Annotated in this window: 19 protein-coding genes; all 19 read left to right on the plus strand. The window is 37.5% G+C overall.

The annotated features are described in order from the left end of the window. The first annotated feature begins 57 nt into the window (after positions 1–57). Complete coding sequence (locus CCC20_RS07875; protein ID WP_278336205.1) at positions 58–1119, plus strand: replication initiation factor domain-containing protein; 1062 nt, start codon at positions 58–60, stop codon at positions 1117–1119. After that, a complete protein-coding gene (locus CCC20_RS07880; protein WP_059026980.1) occupies positions 1119–1322 on the plus strand; it encodes an excisionase in 204 nt (67 codons plus the stop codon). Before CCC20_RS07875 ends, CCC20_RS07880 begins: the two co-directional genes overlap by 1 nt. A 78-nt stretch (positions 1323–1400) precedes the next feature. After that, positions 1401–2594 (plus strand): site-specific integrase, encoded by a 1194-nt coding sequence (locus CCC20_RS07885; RefSeq protein ID WP_287179898.1) that lies wholly within the window; start codon positions 1401–1403, stop codon positions 2592–2594. A 254-nt stretch (positions 2595–2848) separates the two neighbouring features. Further along, positions 2849–4636 (plus strand): glycoside hydrolase family 35 protein, encoded by a 1788-nt coding sequence (locus CCC20_RS07890; protein ID WP_058692750.1) that lies wholly within the window; start codon positions 2849–2851, stop codon positions 4634–4636. Beyond that, entirely contained in the window at positions 4633–5118 is a 486-nt protein-coding gene (locus CCC20_RS07895; RefSeq protein WP_003063451.1) for a PTS sugar transporter subunit IIB, read from the plus strand. The genes CCC20_RS07890 and CCC20_RS07895 overlap by 4 nt, the downstream gene beginning before the upstream one ends. Before the next feature lie 40 nt (positions 5119–5158). Beyond that, positions 5159–6049, plus strand: coding sequence for a PTS mannose/fructose/sorbose/N-acetylgalactosamine transporter subunit IIC (locus CCC20_RS07900; protein WP_003063453.1), 891 nt, complete (start codon positions 5159–5161; stop codon positions 6047–6049). Further along, the gene (locus tag CCC20_RS07905) at positions 6036–6845 is read left to right on the plus strand and encodes a PTS system mannose/fructose/sorbose family transporter subunit IID (protein ID WP_003063454.1); all 810 of its coding nucleotides are present in this window, start codon (positions 6036–6038) and stop codon (positions 6843–6845) included. Before CCC20_RS07900 ends, CCC20_RS07905 begins: the two co-directional genes overlap by 14 nt. 10 nt (positions 6846–6855) lie before the next feature. Next, positions 6856–7257, plus strand: coding sequence for a PTS sugar transporter subunit IIA (locus CCC20_RS07910; protein WP_003063456.1), 402 nt, complete (start codon positions 6856–6858; stop codon positions 7255–7257). Positions 7258–7644: 387 nt separating this feature from the next. After that, entirely contained in the window at positions 7645–8793 is a 1149-nt protein-coding gene (gene nagA, locus CCC20_RS07915; RefSeq protein WP_003063458.1) for an N-acetylglucosamine-6-phosphate deacetylase, read from the plus strand. A gap of 428 nt (positions 8794–9221) precedes the next feature. After that, positions 9222–10139: a glycine--tRNA ligase subunit alpha gene (gene glyQ, locus CCC20_RS07920; RefSeq protein WP_058692751.1), complete on the plus strand. Its 918-nt coding sequence runs from the start codon at positions 9222–9224 to the stop codon at positions 10137–10139. Then, on the plus strand, positions 10139–12178 hold the full coding sequence (gene glyS / locus CCC20_RS07925) for a glycine--tRNA ligase subunit beta (RefSeq protein ID WP_058692752.1): 2040 nt from the start codon (positions 10139–10141) through the stop codon (positions 12176–12178). Before glyQ ends, glyS begins: the two co-directional genes overlap by 1 nt. 178 nt (positions 12179–12356) lie before the next feature. Beyond that, entirely contained in the window at positions 12357–12614 is a 258-nt protein-coding gene (locus CCC20_RS07930; RefSeq protein ID WP_003063463.1) for a DUF896 family protein, read from the plus strand. 138 nt (positions 12615–12752) lie between these two features. Beyond that, positions 12753–14234, plus strand: coding sequence for a BglG family transcription antiterminator (locus CCC20_RS07935; RefSeq protein ID WP_058692753.1), 1482 nt, complete (start codon positions 12753–12755; stop codon positions 14232–14234). Further along, the gene (locus tag CCC20_RS07940; protein ID WP_003063466.1) at positions 14224–14646 is read left to right on the plus strand and encodes a PTS sugar transporter subunit IIA; all 423 of its coding nucleotides are present in this window, start codon (positions 14224–14226) and stop codon (positions 14644–14646) included. The genes CCC20_RS07935 and CCC20_RS07940 overlap by 11 nt, the downstream gene beginning before the upstream one ends. 14 nt (positions 14647–14660) lie before the next feature. Next, a complete protein-coding gene (locus tag CCC20_RS07945; protein ID WP_003063468.1) occupies positions 14661–15098 on the plus strand; it encodes a PTS sugar transporter subunit IIA in 438 nt (145 codons plus the stop codon). 5 nt (positions 15099–15103) lie between these two features. Continuing rightward, positions 15104–15403 (plus strand): PTS sugar transporter subunit IIB, encoded by a 300-nt coding sequence (locus CCC20_RS07950; protein WP_003063470.1) that lies wholly within the window; start codon positions 15104–15106, stop codon positions 15401–15403. A 27-nt stretch (positions 15404–15430) separates the two neighbouring features. Beyond that, a complete protein-coding gene (ulaA, locus tag CCC20_RS07955; RefSeq protein WP_287179914.1) occupies positions 15431–16789 on the plus strand; it encodes a PTS ascorbate transporter subunit IIC in 1359 nt (452 codons plus the stop codon). Between the two features lie 13 nt (positions 16790–16802). Next, positions 16803–17456: a fructose-6-phosphate aldolase gene (fsa, locus tag CCC20_RS07960; RefSeq protein WP_003063474.1), complete on the plus strand. Its 654-nt coding sequence runs from the start codon at positions 16803–16805 to the stop codon at positions 17454–17456. 89 nt (positions 17457–17545) lie between these two features. After that, a complete protein-coding gene (tkt, locus tag CCC20_RS07965) occupies positions 17546–19531 on the plus strand; it encodes a transketolase (RefSeq protein ID WP_003063475.1) in 1986 nt (661 codons plus the stop codon). Positions 19532–19621: the final 90 nt, after the last annotated feature.

The raw sequence follows: 19621 nt of genomic DNA on the forward strand, positions 1-19621 counted from the left end.
CGGGGCATACGAAAGGAGAAATGCACTATAACTACACACAAAAATTTATCCGTTAAGATTGATTACATCAGCATTGTATTTGATACTACAACCGCAGAAGATATCATCATGCACATTTTAGGTTTACCGACTGACATTTTCAATGTTTATCCAGCAACGATAAAATTCAAGACTTATCAAGCACGCTGGCAGATTGGAGATATTTATGTATCGGGGGACGCAAGAAAGACAGAGGACAACCCACAGGGGCTAGGCTGTTATCTTGTTATGACTGGCAGAGGTTGTGATGATATTTTCCGTATTCTCGACAGTAGGAATTATACCTTTGGGGATATGTTCCGACGTTGCGAGCGAAGATACGGACTGGATAATTTCCATTTCACAAGACTTGATATTGCCATTGACGATAAGAACGAAAAGCCATTCTTTACCATTGAGCAGATAAAGAAGAAATGCGAAAAAGAGGAATTTATCTCAAACAGTGAGGGTTATAAGTTTGACGAAAGCAAGTTTGATGATTTCGACACCGCAAAGACTGTCTATATCGGAGCTGGAAAATCGGGATTGTCCTACCGCTTTTATGACAAGGATAAGGAAGTCTGTTCCAAGTATAATAAGTCGCTTGATGAAGTGGGGAGCTGGAAACGGACAGAAATGCAACTGCGTGACGAAAAGGCTCATGCCTTTGCCATGACATTCAAGGACAGACCGCTGGAACTTGGAGAACTGGCTTTCGGTCTATTGGCAAACAACCTACGCTTTGTCGTACCAAACAGAAATGAAAGCAATAAGAGCAGATGGAAAACGTGTCGGTTTTGGGAACGCTTTTTAGGGGCTGTGGAAGTCTTGAAACTGCAAGTACCAAAACAGCATAATTCCCTTGAAGAAACACAGCAATGGCTCACAGAGGGTGGCGTGATTTCAGCGGTCAAAAGTTTTTACTTCTTGGAAGAACATGACGCATTAGGTGGACTGGAAAAAGTGGGAACTATGCTGGATAAGGCAAGATACAGCAACTCCCTTTCCAGTAAACTAACTGCTCATTTACAGAGGATTGACCGCACCGACCTTATCCCCTATATCCAGTATGACACGAAACATGGGAAAGGGGGTATCTGATGAACAGCAACGATATTCCCGTATGGGAAAAATACACCCTTACCATTGAAGAAGCGTCAAAGTATTTCCGTATCGGAGAAAACAAGTTAAGACGCTTGGCAGAGGAAAACAAGGACGCTGGCTGGCTCATTATGAATGGCAACCGCATACAGATTAAACGCCGACAGTTTGAACAGGTCATTGATAAATTGGACGCTATCTAGTGCAAATGAGCCTTGTATGTGTTATGATGAAAACAAGTCATATCAAGGCTCTTTCCAACAAGGAAAGGAGCAGACACCATGAAAGAAAAAAGACGGGATAACAAAGGTCGTATCCTGCATACTGGAGAGAGCCAACGAACAGACGGAAAATACTTATATAAATATGTAGACGCATTTGGAAACACAAAATATGTGTATGCTTGGAGATTGACACCAACAGACCCGACACCAAAGGGAAAGCGGGAAAAACCCTCACTTCGAGAACTGGAACAGCAGATAAGACGGGATATTGAGGACGGTATCGACAGCACAGGCAAGAAAATGACGCTTTGCCAACTTTATGCCAAACAGAACGCACAGAGGGCAAATGTGAAGAAAAGCACACAGAAACAACGGGAACAACTCATGCGGTTATTGAAAGAGGACAAGTTAGGTGCTAGGAGCATTGATACGATAAAACCCTCTGACGCTAAAGAATGGGCATTACGCATGAAAGACAAAGGCTTTTCCTATAACACCATTAACAACTATAAACGCTCGTTAAAAGCGTCATTCTATATCGCCATACAAGACGATTGTGTAAGGAAAAACCCTTTTGATTTCAAGTTAAGTGAAGTCCTAGAAAATGATACCAAAGAGAAAGTCGCATTGACAGAGGAACAGGAACAAGCCTTACTCTCATTTATCAAGACGGACAATGTGTATCACAAGTATTATGATGATGTGCTGATACTGTTAAAGACAGGACTTCGTATCTCGGAACTGTGCGGACTGACAATTATGGACGTTGATTTTATCCATGAGGTTGTAGTTATCGACCACCAGTTACTAAAGAGCAAGGAACAGGGCTATTACATTGAAACGCCTAAGACAAAAAGCGGAACAAGGCAAGTGCCATTAAGCAGAGAAACGATACAAGCATTTCAACGGGTTATGAAGAAACGCCCAAAGGCAGAACCGTTTATGATAGACGGACGGGGCAACTTTCTATTTGTCAATCAGAAAGGCAAGCCAAAAGTTGCGATTGATTACAATATGCTTTTTGTCCGTATGGTAAAGAAATACAACAAGCAACACAAGGACAATCCCTTGCCACATATCACACCGCATACGCTACGCCATACATTCTGCACAAGATTGGCAAGTAAGAACATGAACCCAAAAGATTTACAGTATATCATGGGACATTCAAATATCAGTATCACAATGAACTGGTATGCTCATGCGTCCATAGATACCGCAAAATCAGAGGTTCAGCGTCTAATCGCATAAGAAGTATTTACCACGATTTTAACCATGCTTGATAGCGAAAATATAAGAAGATAGACCTAGATATGTGAGGTTTACCACAAAAGCAAAATGCCCGTAGAGCCTATAAAATAAGGCTTTGCGGACATTTAAGAAGATATAAAAAGATAGTCAAAAAGACATATATAATTTATAAAAAATAATAAAAAACACTTGATATAACCACTTAATAATGTTATTATTTATATAGATAGAAGGCGGTTATAAAGGGAGAAAAAATGAAGCGTTTTCAAATTAAAGAATCGTTCTTTCTTGACGGTAAGCCATTTAAGATCTTATCTGGTTCTATTCACTATTTTCGAATTCATCCAGATGACTGGTATCAGTCACTTTATAATTTAAAGGCTTTGGGATTCAATACAGTTGAAACATATGTACCTTGGAATTTACACGAACCACGTGAGGGAGAATTTGATTTTACTGGTATTTTAGACCTAGAAAGATTTTTAACGATTGCACAGGAGTTAGGACTATATGCTATTGTTAGACCTTCACCATACATTTGTGCTGAATGGGAATTTGGTGGTTTACCGGCATGGCTACTGGAGAAAGGAGTTAGAGTTCGTTCACAAGATAAAGGCTTTTTACAGGTAGTGAAACGTTATTATGAAGCATTAATTCCTAGATTGATTAAGCATCAACTTGATCAAGGAGGAAATATTCTGATGTTTCAAGTTGAAAATGAATATGGTTCTTATGGTGAAGATAAGGTTTATTTAAGAGAACTTAAGCAGATGATGCTTGAACTAGGCTTGGAAGAACCCTTCTTTACCTCAGATGGCCCTTGGCATACGGCTCTACGTGCAGGAAGCCTTATTGAAGATGATGTTTTAGTAACAGGAAATTTTGGTTCTAAAGCAAAAGAGAATTTTGCTTCTATGGAAATGTTTTTCCAGCAATATGGTAAAAAGTGGCCTCTGATGTGTATGGAGTTTTGGGATGGCTGGTTTAATCGTTGGGGGGAACCCGTGATTAAACGTGACCCTGAGGAGCTAGCTGATGCTGTCATGGAAGCTATTGAAATAGGAAGCATCAATCTTTACATGTTTCACGGTGGTACCAATTTTGGTTTTATGAATGGCTGTTCCGCTCGGAAACAGACAGATTTACCACAGGTTACTTCATATGATTACGATGCTATATTAGATGAAGCAGGTAATCCAACGAAAAAATTCTACATATTGCAACATCGTTTAAAAAATAAATACCCAGAGTTGCATTATGCTACACCTTTAGTAAAGCCAACTATGGCTATAAAGGATATTGCTCTTTCAGCTAAAACGAATTTAGTTTCAGTTCTTGAAGATATCGGTGAGTGTCATACGAGTTTTTATCCTCAGAATATGGAAGCTTTAAATCAGTCAACTGGTTATATTTTTTATCGAACTAAGTTAAATGGTTATCAGGGAAACACTGAAAAAGTGAGACTTATTGATACAAGAGATAGAGCACAAGTTTTCTTAAATGGCAACCATATTGTTACCCAGTACCAGGAAGAAATCGGAGATGATATTCAAGTTAACTTCACTTCAGAAGAGAGTCAACTTGATATTTTAGTTGAAAATATGGGGCGGGTAAATTATGGACACAAATTAACAGCACCAAGTCAACATAAAGGAATCGGTCGTGGTGTGATGCTTGATTTACATTTTGTTAATCAATGGGAAACTTATCCTTTATCTATGAATTCTATTAAGAACCTTAAGTATTCTAGCCCTTGGCGAGAAGGAGTACCAAGTTTTTATGAATTTAAATTTCATTGTTTAAATCCAGAAGATACTTATATGGATATGTCTGGATTCGGAAAAGGAGTTGCCTTCATTAACGGCTATAATCTTGGTAGATTTTGGAATATTGGACCAACATTGTCACTTTATATTCCTAGGGGAATGATGGTTTGTGGCGAAAATACGATTACTATTTTTGAAACAGAGGGATATTACCAAGAAACTCTAAATCTTTGCATGGAGCCTAATTTCAAAAAAATAGAAGGAGAAAATTTATGACAATTATTGCAGCACGTATTGATGGAAGACTTATTCATGGTCAAGTTGCAAATTTGTGGACTACCAAATTGAATATTAGTCGAATTATGGTAGTGGATGATGAAATTGTAGATAGTAGCCTTGAAAAAACGGCACTTAAGTTAGCTACACCTGCAGGAGTCAAATTATCCATTTTAACAGTAGAGAAAGCGGCGAATAATATTTTAGCAGGAAAATATGATTCACAACGTTTGATGATTGTTGCTCGTAAACCAGATCGTTTTTTGGGATTAATTGAGCGGGGGGTTGTTATTCCTGAACTTAATGTGGGAAATATGTCACAGAGTTCTGAAACGCGTTCTGTAACACGATCAATTAATGTTGTTAGTGATGATATAAAAGATTTTGATGCTATCAATGCGAAAGGGACAAAACTAATTGCGCAAATGGTACCAGGTGATACACCAGTAGACTTCTTATCTTTGCTGGAAAAAGTGAGATAAGTTATCAGCTATATAGCTAAAATTTTAGGAGGACAACATCATGATTGAATGGTGGCAAATTTTATTATTGACTTTGTATTCGGCATATCAAATTTGTGATGAGCTGACAATTAATTCTTCTGCAGGGTCACCTGTCTTTGCAGGTTTTATCTCCGGATTAATTATGGGTGATATGACGACGGGACTGTGGATAGGTGGTAGCTTGCAATTAATGGTACTTGGAGTTGGTACTTTTGGTGGGGCTTCACGTATTGATGCTACATCAGGAGCGGTTCTTGCAACAGCCTTTTCGGTAGCCCAAGGAATAAAACCTGAGTTAGCTATTTCAACTATTGCAGTTCCGGTGGCAGCTTTAATGGTTTACACGGACGTCCTTGGTCGTTTCTCAACAACTTACTTTGCACACTGTATTGATAAAAATATTGAAAAATTTGACTACGCAGGAATTGAACGTAATTACCTTTTGGGGGCAATTCCTTGGGGGCTATCACGTGCTTTACCAGTACTTCTTGCTTTGACATTAGGTGGTGGAGCAGTTGATGCTATTGTAAAAGGAATTGGTGAAGTACAATGGTTAGCTGATGGTTTGACTCTTGCTGGTAAGATGCTTCCGGCTCTTGGGTTTGCTATCTTACTTCGTTATTTACCAGTCAAAAGAAATCTTCATTACCTTGCTCTTGGATTTGCCGTTACAGCTATGTTGACAACTATTTACACTAATTTAACTAGTGCAGGGACAGCTATTGCAACTGTTGTCAAAGACTTTGATGCTGCGCCTTTTAAAGGTCTCCCTATGATTGGTATTGCGATTATCGGGGCAGCTCTTGCGACAATTCACTATAAGAATGGTCAAAATGCTGGTTCATCAGCAGAGAAGTCACAGCACACAGAGGTTTCAGAAAGTGGGGAAATAGAAGATGACGAAATCTAATTATAAATTAACCAAAGAAGACTTTAAACAAATTAATAAACGTAGTTTGTTTACGTTTCAGTTAGGTTGGAACTATGAACGTATGCAAGGTTCAAGCTACCTTTTCATCATCCTACCTCAATTACGTAAAATGTATGGCGACGGTACCCCTGAATTGAAAGAAATGATGAAAACTCATGCTCAGTTTTTCAATACTTCCAACTTCTTCCACACTATTATTACAGGTATTGATCTTGCTTTAGAAGAGAATGAAGGCATAGAAGCTAAGGATGCGGTTAATGGTGTAAAAACTGGTCTTATGGGACCATTTGCACCAATTGGAGATTCAGTATTTGGTTCTTTAGTTCCAGCTATTATGGGATCGATTGCAGCATCTCTGGCGATGAATGGTAACCCGTTAGGAGTTTTCCTATGGATTGGTGTTACTACCTTGATTAATGTTTTTCGTTGGAAACAGTTAGAGATTGCTTACAAAGAAGGAACAAAACTTGTAACAACAATGCGAGATAAACTTTCTTCTCTTGTTGAAGCTGCCTCTGTTATGGGGGTATTCATGGTAGGTGCTCTTATTGCAACAATGATTAACTTCCAATTTACTGCAGCACCAAAAATTGGTGATAAAGTAATTGACATTCAAGATTTGTTTAATCAAATTTTCCCACGTTTAGTACCAGCATTGTTCACAGCAGGTATCTTCTGGTTATTAGGACGTAAAGGAATGACTTCTACGAAAGCTATTTTAGTTATTGTTGTTTTCGCACTTGCTATGGCTTTCTTTGGAATTCTAGGAGTTTAGTAGGCAAAATATGGCAAAAAATTTAATTTTAGTAAGTCATGGTACTTTTTGTGAAGAATTGAAAAATAGTACTGAGATGATTATGGGACCCCAAACAAATATCTATCCTGTACCTTTACTACCTTCAGAAGGTGCGGAAGACTTCAAAGAAAAATTTCTTTCAGTTGTTGAGAACTTAGATGATTACATTGTTTTCGCAGATTTATTAGGAGGTACACCTTGTAACGTGGTGTCACGTTTATTGATGGAGGGATACCATTTCGAACTTTATGCAGGTATGAATATGCCGATGGTTATTGGTTTTCTAAACGGTGTTTTGTTAGGTTCTGAAGTTGATATCATCCATTATGGTAAGGAAAATATTCATCGTGTGAATGATTTATTATCTGACGATAGCGAGGATGATGAGTAGTCATTTGTTAGTTTCTATCCTAGTTCTAAGACTAGGGGAAACATGATTTCCGGTCGCTAATATCTAATTAGTTTCCTAGCTTAATTAAACAGCTAACTAAAGCAGAATTTGTTACATGATTATAAAGTTCCCCAATCTTATGCAAAAAAAGTTTGGGGGACTTTTAAGCTTAAGAGGTCAACTATAATTAGATGTTGGATGATTTTATCGGTTTATTAAATGTATGTGTTAGCAACTAATTGTTCAAATAATAGAATGATTGTTTGAAATGAGAATAGGCTCTACTGCTAAAGTAATTAGAAATTTTAGATAAGAATTAAAACGGTATATACCATTTACAAAAATGAACATTTAGCATATAATATAAATGAATGGAGGCGTTTTTAAATGACAAAGTATATTAAAGCAGATGAATTTTATTATCCATATCAAGTGAAAAAAGCTGGTTACCTAGCTATCGAAGGAGATACTTTTGGGAGCTGGCAGACTGAAGTACCAAGTGATGCTGAAATCATTGATTATACTGGTTACAGTATTGCTCCTGGTTTAGTTGATACTCATATTCATGGTTTTGCTGGTGCAGATGTTATGGATAATAGTCAAGAGTCTTTGGAAACAATGAGTCAGGCACTTTTGGGAGCTGGGGTTACTAGTTTTTTACCAACTGGATTGACAGCATCATTTGAAACTTTAGATAATATTTGTCGTACTGCAGCTAGTTTTGTAGGTCAAGAAAGTGGAGCACGTATCCAAGGACTTTTCTTTGAAGGTCCATATTTTACTGAAAAATATAAAGGTGCGCAAAACCCTTCTTACATGCGTAACCCATCAATCGCTGAGTTAGATCAGTGGTTAGAAAGTTCAAAAGGATTGCTAAAAAAAGTTGCTTTAGCACCTGAACGTGATGAAGTGACTGAATTTATTAATTACGCACATAAAAAAAATGTTTTTGTTGCGTTAGGACATTCTGACGCTACTTATGATCAGGCTGCAAATGCCGTAGAAGCTGGAGCTTCAATTTGGGTTCATGCTTATAATGGTATGCGTGGACTTAATCATCGTGAACCTGGTATGGTTGGTGCAGTTTATGAACTTCCAAATACTTATGCAGAGTTAATCTGTGATGGTCATCATGTTCATCCATCAGCTTGTGAAATTTTGATGAATCAAAAACAATATGATCATGTTGTTTTGATCACTGATTGTATGAGTGCAGGTGGTCTTGAAGATGGTGATTATATGCTGGGTGAATATCCTGTTATTGTTGAAAAAGGGACAGCTCGTTTGAAATCTAGCGGTAGTCTGGCAGGATCAATTCTCCAATTGAAAGATGCTGTCAAAAATGTTGTTAATTGGGGTGTAGCTTCAAAAGCACAAGCAATTAGCATGGCTAGTTTGATACCAGCTATTTCTGTTGGTATTGATGATAAGTGCGGAAAAATTAAAGAAGGACATAAAGCTGATTTTATTGTTCTTGATAAGGACTTTGATTTGCGAGCAACTTATTTAGGTGGCGAAAAAGTCTGGAATGCCTAAACATGCGAGCCTGAGATGAGGAATCTTGGGCTTTTAGTTTTTGCTAGATGAAAACTGTTTTTTATCTCGTCTTTGAATTTTGAATGATGAAATGAGTGAAAACGAGATTTCAGCTATTAGTTTTTTGTTTGAACCTAGACACTAAAAGTCATTTGTGCTAAAATACTCTTTAAAGAGAGAAAGTCTCATGGTGTTTCTTAGCGAGTCCGAGGTGGTGGAAGTCGGATGAAACTGAAGTGGGTCGCTGGCGCTTTCGCTTAGCAAGTCTAAGTTAAAATCAGATAAATGAAGTAATAAGATAGGGTGGAACCGCGTTTTAACGCCCCTTATGAGGTATCATATGGGTGTGTTGGCGGTTTTTTATTATGGAAAAACGTTAGCCTCCAAGATACGTCGCAAAATTAGTTACTAAAATAAGGAGTAGATACATGTCTAAAAAATTGACGTTTCAAGAAATTATTTTGACTTTGCAACAATTTTGGAATGACCAAGGTTGTATGTTGATGCAAGCTTATGACAATGAAAAAGGTGCTGGTACAATGAGTCCCTACACTTTCCTTCGTGCCATTGGTCCAGAACCATGGAATGCGGCTTATGTGGAACCATCACGTCGTCCAGCTGACGGTCGTTACGGTGAAAATCCTAACCGTCTTTACCAACACCACCAATTCCAAGTGGTTATGAAGCCATCACCATCAAACATTCAAGAACTTTACCTTGAATCATTGGAAAGATTAGGAATTAATCCCCTAGAACACGACATTCGTTTCGTTGAAGATAACTGGGAGAACCCATCAACTGGTTCAGCTGGCCTTGGTTGGGAAGTTTGGCTTGACGGTATGGAAATCACTCAATTTACTTACTTCCAACAAGTTGGTGGTTTGCAAACAGGTCCTGTAACATCAGAAGTTACTTACGGTCTTGAACGTTTGGCATCTTACATTCAAGAAGTGGATTCTGTCTATGATATTGAATGGGCACCAGGTGTTAAATATGGTGAAATCTTCCTTCAACCAGAATTTGAACACTCAAAATATTCATTTGAAATTTCTAATCAAGATATGCTTCTTGAAAACTTTGAAAAATTTGAAGCAGAAGCAAAACGTTGCTTGGATGAACACCTCGTACACCCAGCTTATGACTACGTTTTGAAATGTTCACACACTTTCAACTTGCTTGATGCGCGTGGTGCGGTTTCTGTAACAGAACGTGCTGGTTACATCGCTCGTATTCGTAACTTGGCTCGTGTCGTTGCCAAAACATTTGTGGCAGAACGTAAACGCCTTGGTTACCCATTGCTTGATGAAGCAACACGTAAAAAATTATTGAAGGAGGATGTTGAATAATGGCTAAAAATTTACTTGTAGAACTTGGTTTAGAAGAATTACCAGCTTACGTGGTTACTCCAAGTGAAAAACAACTTGGCGATCGTATGGCAGCATTTTTGAACGAAAAACGTTTGGCATTTGAAGGCATTCAAACTTTCTCTACACCACGTCGTTTGGCTGTTCGTGTGAGTGGTCTTGCTGATGCGCAAACTGATTTAACAGAAGATTTTAAAGGTCCTTCTAAGAAAATCGCATTGGACACTGACGGTAACTTCACAAAAGCGGCTCAAGGATTTGTCCGTGGTAAAGGGTTGACAACTGACGATATTGAATTCCGCGAAGTTAAAGGCGAAGAGTATGTTTACGTTACAAAACACGAAGCAGGAAAAGCTGCCAAAGAAGTGCTTATTGACATTCCAGAAATCTTGTCAGCAATGACTTTCCCAGTAAACATGCACTGGGCAAATAATACATTTGAATACATTCGTCCTGTTCACACATTGACTGTTCTTCTTGATGATGAAGCTCTTGATCTTGATTTCTTGGATATTCATTCAGGTCGTGTTAGCCGTGGACACCGTTTCCTTGGTCATGAAACAGAAATTGCTAGCGCTGATTCATACGAAGAAGATTTGCGTAGAGTCTTTGTTATCGCCGACGCTAAAGAACGTCAAGACATGATTGTTAACCAAATCAAAGACATTGAAAAAGTACAAAACGTCCAAGTTGAAATCGATGACGAATTGCTTAACGAAGTCCTTAACTTGGTTGAATACCCAACTGCTTTTATGGGAAGCTTTGATACGAAATATCTTGAAGTACCAGAAGAAGTGCTTGTCACATCAATGAAAAACCATCAACGTTACTTTGTTGTCCGTGACCAAGCTGGTAAATTAATGCCAAACTTCATCTCAGTTCGTAACGGTAATGCTGAGTACCTTGAAAATGTCATTAAAGGTAATGAAAAAGTGCTCGTGGCTCGTTTGGAAGACGGTGAATTCTTCTGGCGTGAAGACCAAAAACTTAAAATTGCTGACCTTGTGGCAAAACTTGACAACGTTACATTCCACGAAAAAATCGGTTCACTTTCTGAACACATGAAACGCAGCAAAGTAATTGCAGCTTACCTTGCCGAAAAAGCTGGGGCTTCTGCCGAAGAAAGCAAAGCTCTTGCTCGTGCTGCTGAAATTTATAAATTCGACTTATTGACTGGTATGGTTGGTGAATTTGATGAATTGCAAGGTATCATGGGTGAAAAATATGCCCTTCTTGCAGGCGAAGATGCCGCAGTAGCAACAGCTATTCGTGAACACTACCTTCCAAATTCAGCTGACGGTGACCTTCCAGAAACTAAAGTTGGTGCTCTTTTGGCACTTGCTGATAAATTGGATACTATCTTGTCATTCTTCTCAGTTGGCTTGATTCCATCAGGTTCAAATGACCCATATGCTCTTCGTCGTGCAACAGCTGGTGTTGTTCGTATCATGGATGCCTTTGGTTTGAAAATTCCAATGGATGAATTGATTGACAACCTTTACGCCTTGTCATTTGATAGCTTGACTTATGAACACAAAGCAGAAGTTATGGATTTCATCCGTGCGCGTGTTGAAAAAATGATGAGCAAATCAGTTTCTAAAGATATTAAAGAAGCTGTTCTTGCTGGTTCAAACTTTGTTGTGGCTGAAATGATTGAAGCTGCTGATGCTCTTGTTGAAGCAAGCAAAGCTGCTGATTATAAAGCCGCCGTTGAAAGTCTTTCACGTGTATTCAACCTTGCTGAAAAAACACCAGCTGACGTGACTGTGGATGCAAGCTTGTTTGAAAATGATGAAGAAAAAGCTTTGGCACAAGCTGCAGCAGAATTGAACTTGTCAGGTAGCGCTAATGATAAATTGGCACAATTATTTGCTTTAAGCCCAGTTATCGACAAATTCTTTGACAATACAATGGTAATGGTGGATAATGAAGCTGTTAAAAATAATCGCTTGGCTATCCTTGCTGAATTGACTGCAAAAGCTAGCAGCGTAGCAGCATTTAACAAATTGAATACCAAATAAGAAGTGGCATTTCGCTTGCCACTCCTGACACAGTTGGTTAAAATTTTGCTAATGACTGCTAAGTTAGCATTGTCATTTTAGAGGCGTAGTAGCTAATTGATTTTCTGATTTGGTAAATTATAAGAAAGGAAAAAGCGTGTAGAATTTATGGATTTTATACGTTTGGTGAGTCTTACTCATGAATGAAAAAAAGATTCAACGCATTAATGAACTTGCGCGTAAGAAAAAAACAGTTGGTTTGACAGGTGCTGAAAAAGTTGAACAAGCTGAGCTTCGCAAAGAGTACATTGAAGGGTATCGTCGCTCACTTCTTCACCATATCGCAGGGATTAAACTTGTTGATGAAGAAGGAAATGATGTGACACCAGAAAAACTAAAACAACTCCAACGCGAACGTGGTTTGCATGGCAGAAGCCTTGACGACCCAAATTCGTAAGATAGGAATCCCAGTCAGTAATGACTGGGATTTTTGTGTACAATGAGAAGGAAAAATGTCCATTTTAAAGTGGACACTAAAAGGAGTTTGTGATAATTAGAAAACGCATACAATAATAAGTGTGAAAGGAAAATGAAGATGAATAAAAAACAATTACAATTTGATGGATTGCTAGCAGTATTGCATCAGAATTCAGATTATATCACGGCAAAATCTTTATCCGAACAATTGAATTTATCTGAAAAAACGGTTTATCGTCTTGTAAAGGAAATAAATCAAAACTATTTTCCTGATGAACTTATCATAAAAAAGAGAGGACGTGGTTTTAAACTTAATAGACTTAAAAATTATGATACTTTAATAAATTCTAAGCAAAATGATTTTACACCAGCTAGTAGGCAAATTCAAATTTTGGAGAGATTGTTAACGATATCACCTAAAAAATTACTTATATATGACGTAGCACAAGAGTATTATGTCAGTGATTCCGTTATTATGAAAGATAAAATCGAGATTCAAAAGCGACTCAATCCCTTTCATTTAAAAATCTCAACTCGGACAGGCTATATTTTTATAACAGGTTCAGAATTGGATATTCGTAGAGCATTAGCGGATTTGGTACCGACGTTTAGCATGATTGATATTGACAATTTGTCTAATACTACTAACCAAAGTCATTTTGATTTAGAGCTTGCCAAAATTATTTTGGAAGAAATTGACCAAATTGAGACGGATTTACAGGCAAGGTTACCATACCCATACAATGTTAATATTTTTTCTCATCTTTACATTATGCTTGAACGGTTAAAAATTTCTAGTCGTAAAATCGCTAATGCAGAAGTAGTGGATATCAAGATGACAGATTACGATGACTCAATTCTCAAAGAAAGTAAAAAGATTATAAATGATATTGGGAATCGTTTAGGGAGGAGGATTGATGATTTAGAAATTAATTATCTCTATCAATACTTGTATTCGTCAAGATTTCAACTTAGTACACATCAGCAAAAAATTGAATTTTCAACGCGTGTTGTTTCTGTAACAAAATTTTATTTTAAAAAGATGGAAATGACAAAGTCAGAATCAATAAATGAACAATCTCCTATGTTTATTGATTTGGCAAACCATATCAGTCCATTGTTAAGAAGATTAGATAATAAAATTTATATCAAAAATAATATGTTGCATGATATTAAAGACCGTTATACTGATATTTTTAATCAGACAGAGAAAGTTTCTCTGGAGATGACAGAACAATTTGGTTTTTCAATGTTAAGTGCTGATGAAATTGGCTTTTTGACGTTATATTTTGTTCGTTTCAAAGAATTAAACCCAACTCCCATAAAAGCGGTTGTGATGTGTTCATCTGGAATTGGCATTTCAGAACTGCTTAAAGTGAAAATTGAAACGGCTTTTCAAAATCTTGATATTGTTAAAGTAGTATCTTCTCAAAATATCAAAGAAATGTTACAAAATTATCCAGATATTCAATTAGTTATCACGAGTGTTAGTTTGCAAGAAATGTTAAACGTAAAGACAATCCTTGTAAGTGCCTTATTAACAGATGAAGATAAAAAGAATATCCAAAATGCAATAAGGGAGATTAATTATGGTAACTGATTTATATCAATACGTTTCTAACCAAAATTTCAATAATCGGCAAGAAGTTTATGGATATTTAGCATCTCAAATTGACAGTCAAACCCTAAGTCAGCAAGAGATAGAAAGTAAATTCCTAGAACGTGAAGCGATGGGAAATATTGAAATCGCACAAGGTGTTGTTTTACCGCACTTCACCAATGAGAATGTTCAAGATAAAATCTTCATTGTACGTCTTTCGGAACCTATTTTGAATTGGTCTAAAGGTATTGCAAAGGTAAATATTGTAATTGCTCTTGTGATTAATTCTCAAACAGCATTTAAAATACGTCCACAAATTCAAAATCTCATTCAGCATCTAATTGATGAGCAGTTTATTGAATTATTAATGACAGGCAGTCAATTGGAAATTAAGAATTATTTAAAACAATAGTACGAGGAGAAATTATGGAGTTATTAGATAAAGAAAATATCCAGTTAAGTTCTCAAAAAATGAGTTGGGAAGAGGCAATAAGATTAACGGCTCAACCTTTACTAACAAAAGGAAAAATTAAAGAGAGCTATATTCAGGCGATGATAGATAAGGTAAAAGAATATGGACCATTTATTAACATTGGAGAATATTTGGCTTTACCACATGCCCGACCGGAGGAGGGAGTTATTGAAACTGGTATATCTTTTCTGAAGTTAAAATATCCAGTAAATCTTTTAGATGACCCTAACCATCCAGTATCTATTTTTATTTGTTTGGCTGCTAGTGATAGTAGTCAACATCTAGAAGCATTGATGAAATTAACAAAAATTCTATCTAAGAAGGAAAATTTACAAGTATTGCTTCAATCATCAAATATTGAAGAAATTAGCTCATTGCTAGAAGGAGTGTAATAATTATGAAAATTTTTGCAGTATGCCAAAGTGGTTTAGGAACAAGTTTTATGGTTCAAATGAATATTGAGTCAGCCCTACAAGAATTAGGAGTTGATGTAGAAGATTTTACAGTTGAGCATACAGATTCAGGAAGTGTTAGTGGAGACATGGCTGATTACTTCTTTGCTGAAAAGACTTTGGTTCCTGCTTTATCTAACCTACCAGAGGAAAAGATTATTTCGTTAAATTCTATCATTGATGCTGATGAAATAAAACAACAAGTAATTAATATACTAGATAAAAATGCTATTACACATCGGTAATCAAAAAGTAGAGAAGAGGATTCTATTATGAAAAGTGTTTTAAATATATTTGTTTCTATAGTTACTCAACCTGCCATTTTAGTAGCTATCATTGCTTTAATTGGTTTACTTTTACAAAAGAAAAAATTCTCTGATGTAATGTCAGGGACAATTAAAACAATAGTTGGATTTCTTGTTTTAACAGGTGGTTCAGGGATTTTACAGAATGCCTTGGCTCCTTTTGCAAAAATGTTTCAAGTAGCTCTAAATACTCAAGGTGTTGTTCCTAGTAATGAAGCTGTTGTTGCGATTGCTTTACAAGATTATGGAAGTCAAACAGCTTTAATTATGTTGGTTGGAATGATTGTTAATATTCTATTGGCACGCTTTACACGTTTTAAATATTTATTTTTAACAGGTCAAGCTATGATGTATGTTTCTTGTATTACAGCTGTTATTTTGATAAGTGCTGGTATCAAAGCGAATCCTATAGTTATCATACTTGGAGGGTTATTTGAAGGAACGTTACTGACAATCACTCCTGCTCTTTGTCAACCTTTTATGAAAAAAATTACTGGTAATGATAATGTTGCCATGGGACATACAGGAAATATTGGTTATGCTATAGCTGGTTGGATTGGAAAATGGTTTGGTGATAAATCAAAATCTACAGAGGATATGGATGTTCCACAATCATTTAGTTTTCTACGTGATTCAACAGTATCTATTATGTTATTAATGAGTGTAGTTTATGTCATCTTGGCACTGGCAGCTGGCACAGGTTATGTAGAAAAAGAATTGAGTGATGGAACAAGTGCGATTGTTTATGCAATTATTCAAGCAGGAACATTTACGGCAGGATTTGTAGTTGTTCTACAAGGTGTTCGTATGGTACTAGCAGAAATCGTTCCAGCATTTCAAGGTATTGCTAAAAAATGGGTACCAAATTCTAAACCAGCATTGGATGTGCCAATTATCTTTTCTTATGCACCAAATGCAGTATTGATTGGCTTTTTTACTAGTTTTATTGTTGGCACAATTTCAATGTTTATAATGATTGCTCTTCATACTACGGTTATTATTCCAGGTGTAGTTGGACACTTCTTCTGTGGAGCTGCAGCAGGTATTTACGGAAATTCTACTGGTGGTAGAAGAGGAGCTGTTCTTGGCTCTGCTGTTAATAGTTTACTTATAAGTTGGTTACCATTGGCTATTTTACCATTACTTGGTTCCCTTAAAATGGCAGCTTCAACATTTGCTGATACAGATTATCTAATTCCAGGCGATATCTTAGGAAAAATTGGACAATTGGGATCAGGTGCACTTATTACAGCAATCCTCGCTTTTGTATTTATTGTAATTGTAACAAGTATTATTCTTGATAAACGAACAGATTCTGAATTGTAAGAGGGGGAATACAATGAAATTTTTCTTAGATACAGCTGATGTTTCGGCGATTAAAACGATTAATGAACTAGGTGTCGTGGACGGTGTCACGACTAATCCAACGATTATTTCCCGTGAAGGGCGTGATTTTGAGACGGTTATCAAGGAAATTTGCCAGATTGTTGACGGTCCCGTATCGGCAGAAGTCACAGGCGTAACAGCTGAAGAAATGATTACTGAAGCGCGTGATATTGCTAAATGGGCAGATAATATTGTGGTCAAAATTCCGATGACAATGGAAGGGTTGAAAGCAGTCAATGTGCTTTCAAAAGAAAACATTAAAACCAACGTCACTCTTATTTTTACGGTATCTCAAGGGCTTATGGCTATCAAAGCTGGTGCAACCTTTATCAGTCCATTTGTTGGACGTCTGGAAGACATCGGCACAGATGCTTACCAATTGATTTCAGATTTGCGAGAAATCATTGATTTTTATGGCTTTGATACGGAAATTATTGCAGCAAGTATTCGTAATACAGTTCATGTTGAGAACGTTGCGAAACGAGGTGCTCATATTGCTACCATTCCAGATACTGTTTTTGATAAAATGACCAAACACCCTTTGACGACAAGCGGTATAAAAAACTTTACTAAAGACTGGGAAACGTTTAAAAATAAAGTCGAATAATAATTTGTTTTAAAAACTCTAATTATTTATGATATAATAGAATCCGAACAATAATACTATAAGTCCTTAAAAACAGAAAGGTTTCACTCATGACATTTGATGCTATTGATCAGTTGGCAGTCAATACTGTCCGTACGCTCTCAATTGATGCCATTCAGGCAGCTAATTCAGGTCACCCTGGTCTTCCAATGGGAGCTGCACCTATGGCTTATGTTCTTTGGAATCATGTAATGAATGTTAATCCGAAGACAAGCCGTTCTTGGTCTAACCGAGATCGTTTTGTACTATCTGCAGGACATGGTTCTGCCCTTTTATACAGCCTTCTTCATCTATCAGGTTACAATGTTAGCATTGATGATTTGAAGAATTTCCGTCAATGGGGTTCAAAAACACCAGGTCACCCAGAAGTCAATCATACAGACGGTGTTGAAGCTACAACTGGACCTCTTGGGCAAGGGATTGCCAATGCTGTTGGTATGGCAATGGCAGAAGCTCACTTAGCAGCTAAATTTAACAAACCAGGATTTAATATCGTTGACCACTACACTTATGCTTTGCATGGTGACGGTTGCTTGATGGAAGGTGTCAGTCAAGAAGCTGCCAGCCTTGCTGGACATCTTAAACTTGGCAAATTAGTCCTTCTTTACGATTCAAACGACATTTCACTTGACGGTCCAACATCAAAAGCTTTCACAGAAGATATCAAAGGTAAATTTGAAGCTTACGGTTGGCAACACATTCTGGTTGAAGATGGTAATGACCTCGAAGCGATTGCTAAAGCTATCGAAGAAGCAAAAGCTGAAACTGAAAAACCATCTATTATCGAAGTGAAAACAATCATTGGTTTCGGTGCTGAAAAACAAGGAACATCAGCTGTTCACGGTGCCCCTCTTGGCGTTGATGGCATTGCTTACGCTAAAAAATCTTACGGTTGGGAATATCCAGAATTCACAGTACCAGAAGAGGTGGCTAAACGCTTTGAAGTTGGTATCAAATTCCGTGGTGAAGCTGCTGAAAATGCATGGGATACTAAATTCCGTGAATACGAAGCTGCTTATCCAGAATTAGCCGCTGAATACAAAGCAGCATTCGCTAACAAACCAGTTGACGTGACACTTGAAGATTTCGAAATCGGTACAAGCCTTGCTAGCCGTTCATCAAGTCAACAAGCTATCCAACAAATCTCAGCACAAGTGCCATCATTCTGGGGTGGTTCAGCTGACCTTTCTGCATCAAACAATACAATGGTCAAAGTAGAATCTGATTTCCAACCAGACAACTACCTTGGTCGTAATATTTGGTTTGGTGTGCGTGAATTTGCCATGGCAGCTGCCATGAACGGTATTGCCCTTCATGGTGGTACTCGTGTTTACGGTGGTACATTCTTCGTATTCTCAAACTACCTTCTTCCAGCTGTTCGTATGGCTGCTCTTCAACAATTACCAACGGTTTATGTCATGACGCATGATTCAATCGCTGTCGGTGAAGACGGACCAACTCACGAACCAGTTGAACAATTGGCTAGCGTTCGTTCTATGCCTAACCTTAACGTTATCCGCCCTGCTGACGGTAACGAAACAAATGCTGCATGGAAACGTGCTCTTGCTGAAACTGATCGTCCAACAATGCTCATCTTGACACGTCAAAATCTTCCTGTCCTTGAAGGGACAAAAGAATTGGCAGCAGAAGGTGTTAATAAAGGTGCTTATATCCTTTCAGAAGCAAAAGGTGACCTTGACGGTATCCTTATTGCAACAGGTTCTGAAGTGAAATTGGCGCTTGATACGCAAGCTACTTTGGAAGCAAAAGGTGTTCATGTTCGTGTGGTTTCAATGCCAGCACAAAACATCTTTGACGAACAAGACGCTGCTTATAAAGAAAGCATTCTTCCAGCTAACGTCACGAAACGTTTGGCTATCGAAGCTGGTTCGAGCTTTGGTTGGGGCAAATACGTTGGTCTCCAAGGTAAAACTCTTACAATCGATACTTGGGGCGCATCTGCACCAGGCGCCAAAATCTTTGAAGAATACGGCTTCACAGTTGATAACGCTGTAAATCTTTATGAATCATTGTAATTAATAACTGACTGAACCCGCCTTGTTTTTAAGGAGGGTTTTTATAATTATTTGACAAATGATAGCTGAAAAGGTAAGATAGAGTAAAAA

Origin of the sequence: Streptococcus sp. LMAG:39 (assembly GCF_008680485.1) — a bacterium.
Taxonomy (GTDB): domain Bacteria; phylum Bacillota; class Bacilli; order Lactobacillales; family Streptococcaceae; genus Streptococcus; species Streptococcus pasteurianus.

Excerpts from the sequence above, each read along its gene's own strand:
- glyS (WP_058692752.1), top strand. The coding sequence starts at position 10,139 with ATGGCTAAAAATTTACTTGTAGAACTTGGTTTAGAAGAATTACCAGCT.
- CCC20_RS07910 (WP_003063456.1), top strand. The coding sequence starts at position 6,856 with ATGGCAAAAAATTTAATTTTAGTAAGTCATGGTACTTTTTGTGAAGAA.
- CCC20_RS07930 (WP_003063463.1), top strand. The coding sequence starts at position 12,357 with ATGAATGAAAAAAAGATTCAACGCATTAATGAACTTGCGCGTAAGAAA.
- nagA (WP_003063458.1), top strand. The coding sequence starts at position 7,645 with ATGACAAAGTATATTAAAGCAGATGAATTTTATTATCCATATCAAGTG.
- CCC20_RS07935 (WP_058692753.1), top strand. The coding sequence starts at position 12,753 with ATGAATAAAAAACAATTACAATTTGATGGATTGCTAGCAGTATTGCAT.
- fsa (WP_003063474.1), top strand. The coding sequence starts at position 16,803 with ATGAAATTTTTCTTAGATACAGCTGATGTTTCGGCGATTAAAACGATT.
- CCC20_RS07900 (WP_003063453.1), top strand. The coding sequence starts at position 5,159 with ATGATTGAATGGTGGCAAATTTTATTATTGACTTTGTATTCGGCATAT.
- CCC20_RS07885 (WP_287179898.1), top strand. The coding sequence starts at position 1,401 with ATGAAAGAAAAAAGACGGGATAACAAAGGTCGTATCCTGCATACTGGA.
- CCC20_RS07890 (WP_058692750.1), top strand. The coding sequence starts at position 2,849 with ATGAAGCGTTTTCAAATTAAAGAATCGTTCTTTCTTGACGGTAAGCCA.
- glyQ (WP_058692751.1), top strand. The coding sequence starts at position 9,222 with ATGTCTAAAAAATTGACGTTTCAAGAAATTATTTTGACTTTGCAACAA.
- CCC20_RS07880 (WP_059026980.1), top strand. The coding sequence starts at position 1,119 with ATGAACAGCAACGATATTCCCGTATGGGAAAAATACACCCTTACCATT.
- CCC20_RS07945 (WP_003063468.1), top strand. The coding sequence starts at position 14,661 with ATGGAGTTATTAGATAAAGAAAATATCCAGTTAAGTTCTCAAAAAATG.
- CCC20_RS07905 (WP_003063454.1), top strand. The coding sequence starts at position 6,036 with ATGACGAAATCTAATTATAAATTAACCAAAGAAGACTTTAAACAAATT.
- CCC20_RS07950 (WP_003063470.1), top strand. The coding sequence starts at position 15,104 with ATGAAAATTTTTGCAGTATGCCAAAGTGGTTTAGGAACAAGTTTTATG.
- tkt (WP_003063475.1), top strand. The coding sequence starts at position 17,546 with ATGACATTTGATGCTATTGATCAGTTGGCAGTCAATACTGTCCGTACG.
- CCC20_RS07895 (WP_003063451.1), top strand. The coding sequence starts at position 4,633 with ATGACAATTATTGCAGCACGTATTGATGGAAGACTTATTCATGGTCAA.
- ulaA (WP_287179914.1), top strand. The coding sequence starts at position 15,431 with ATGAAAAGTGTTTTAAATATATTTGTTTCTATAGTTACTCAACCTGCC.
- CCC20_RS07940 (WP_003063466.1), top strand. The coding sequence starts at position 14,224 with ATGGTAACTGATTTATATCAATACGTTTCTAACCAAAATTTCAATAAT.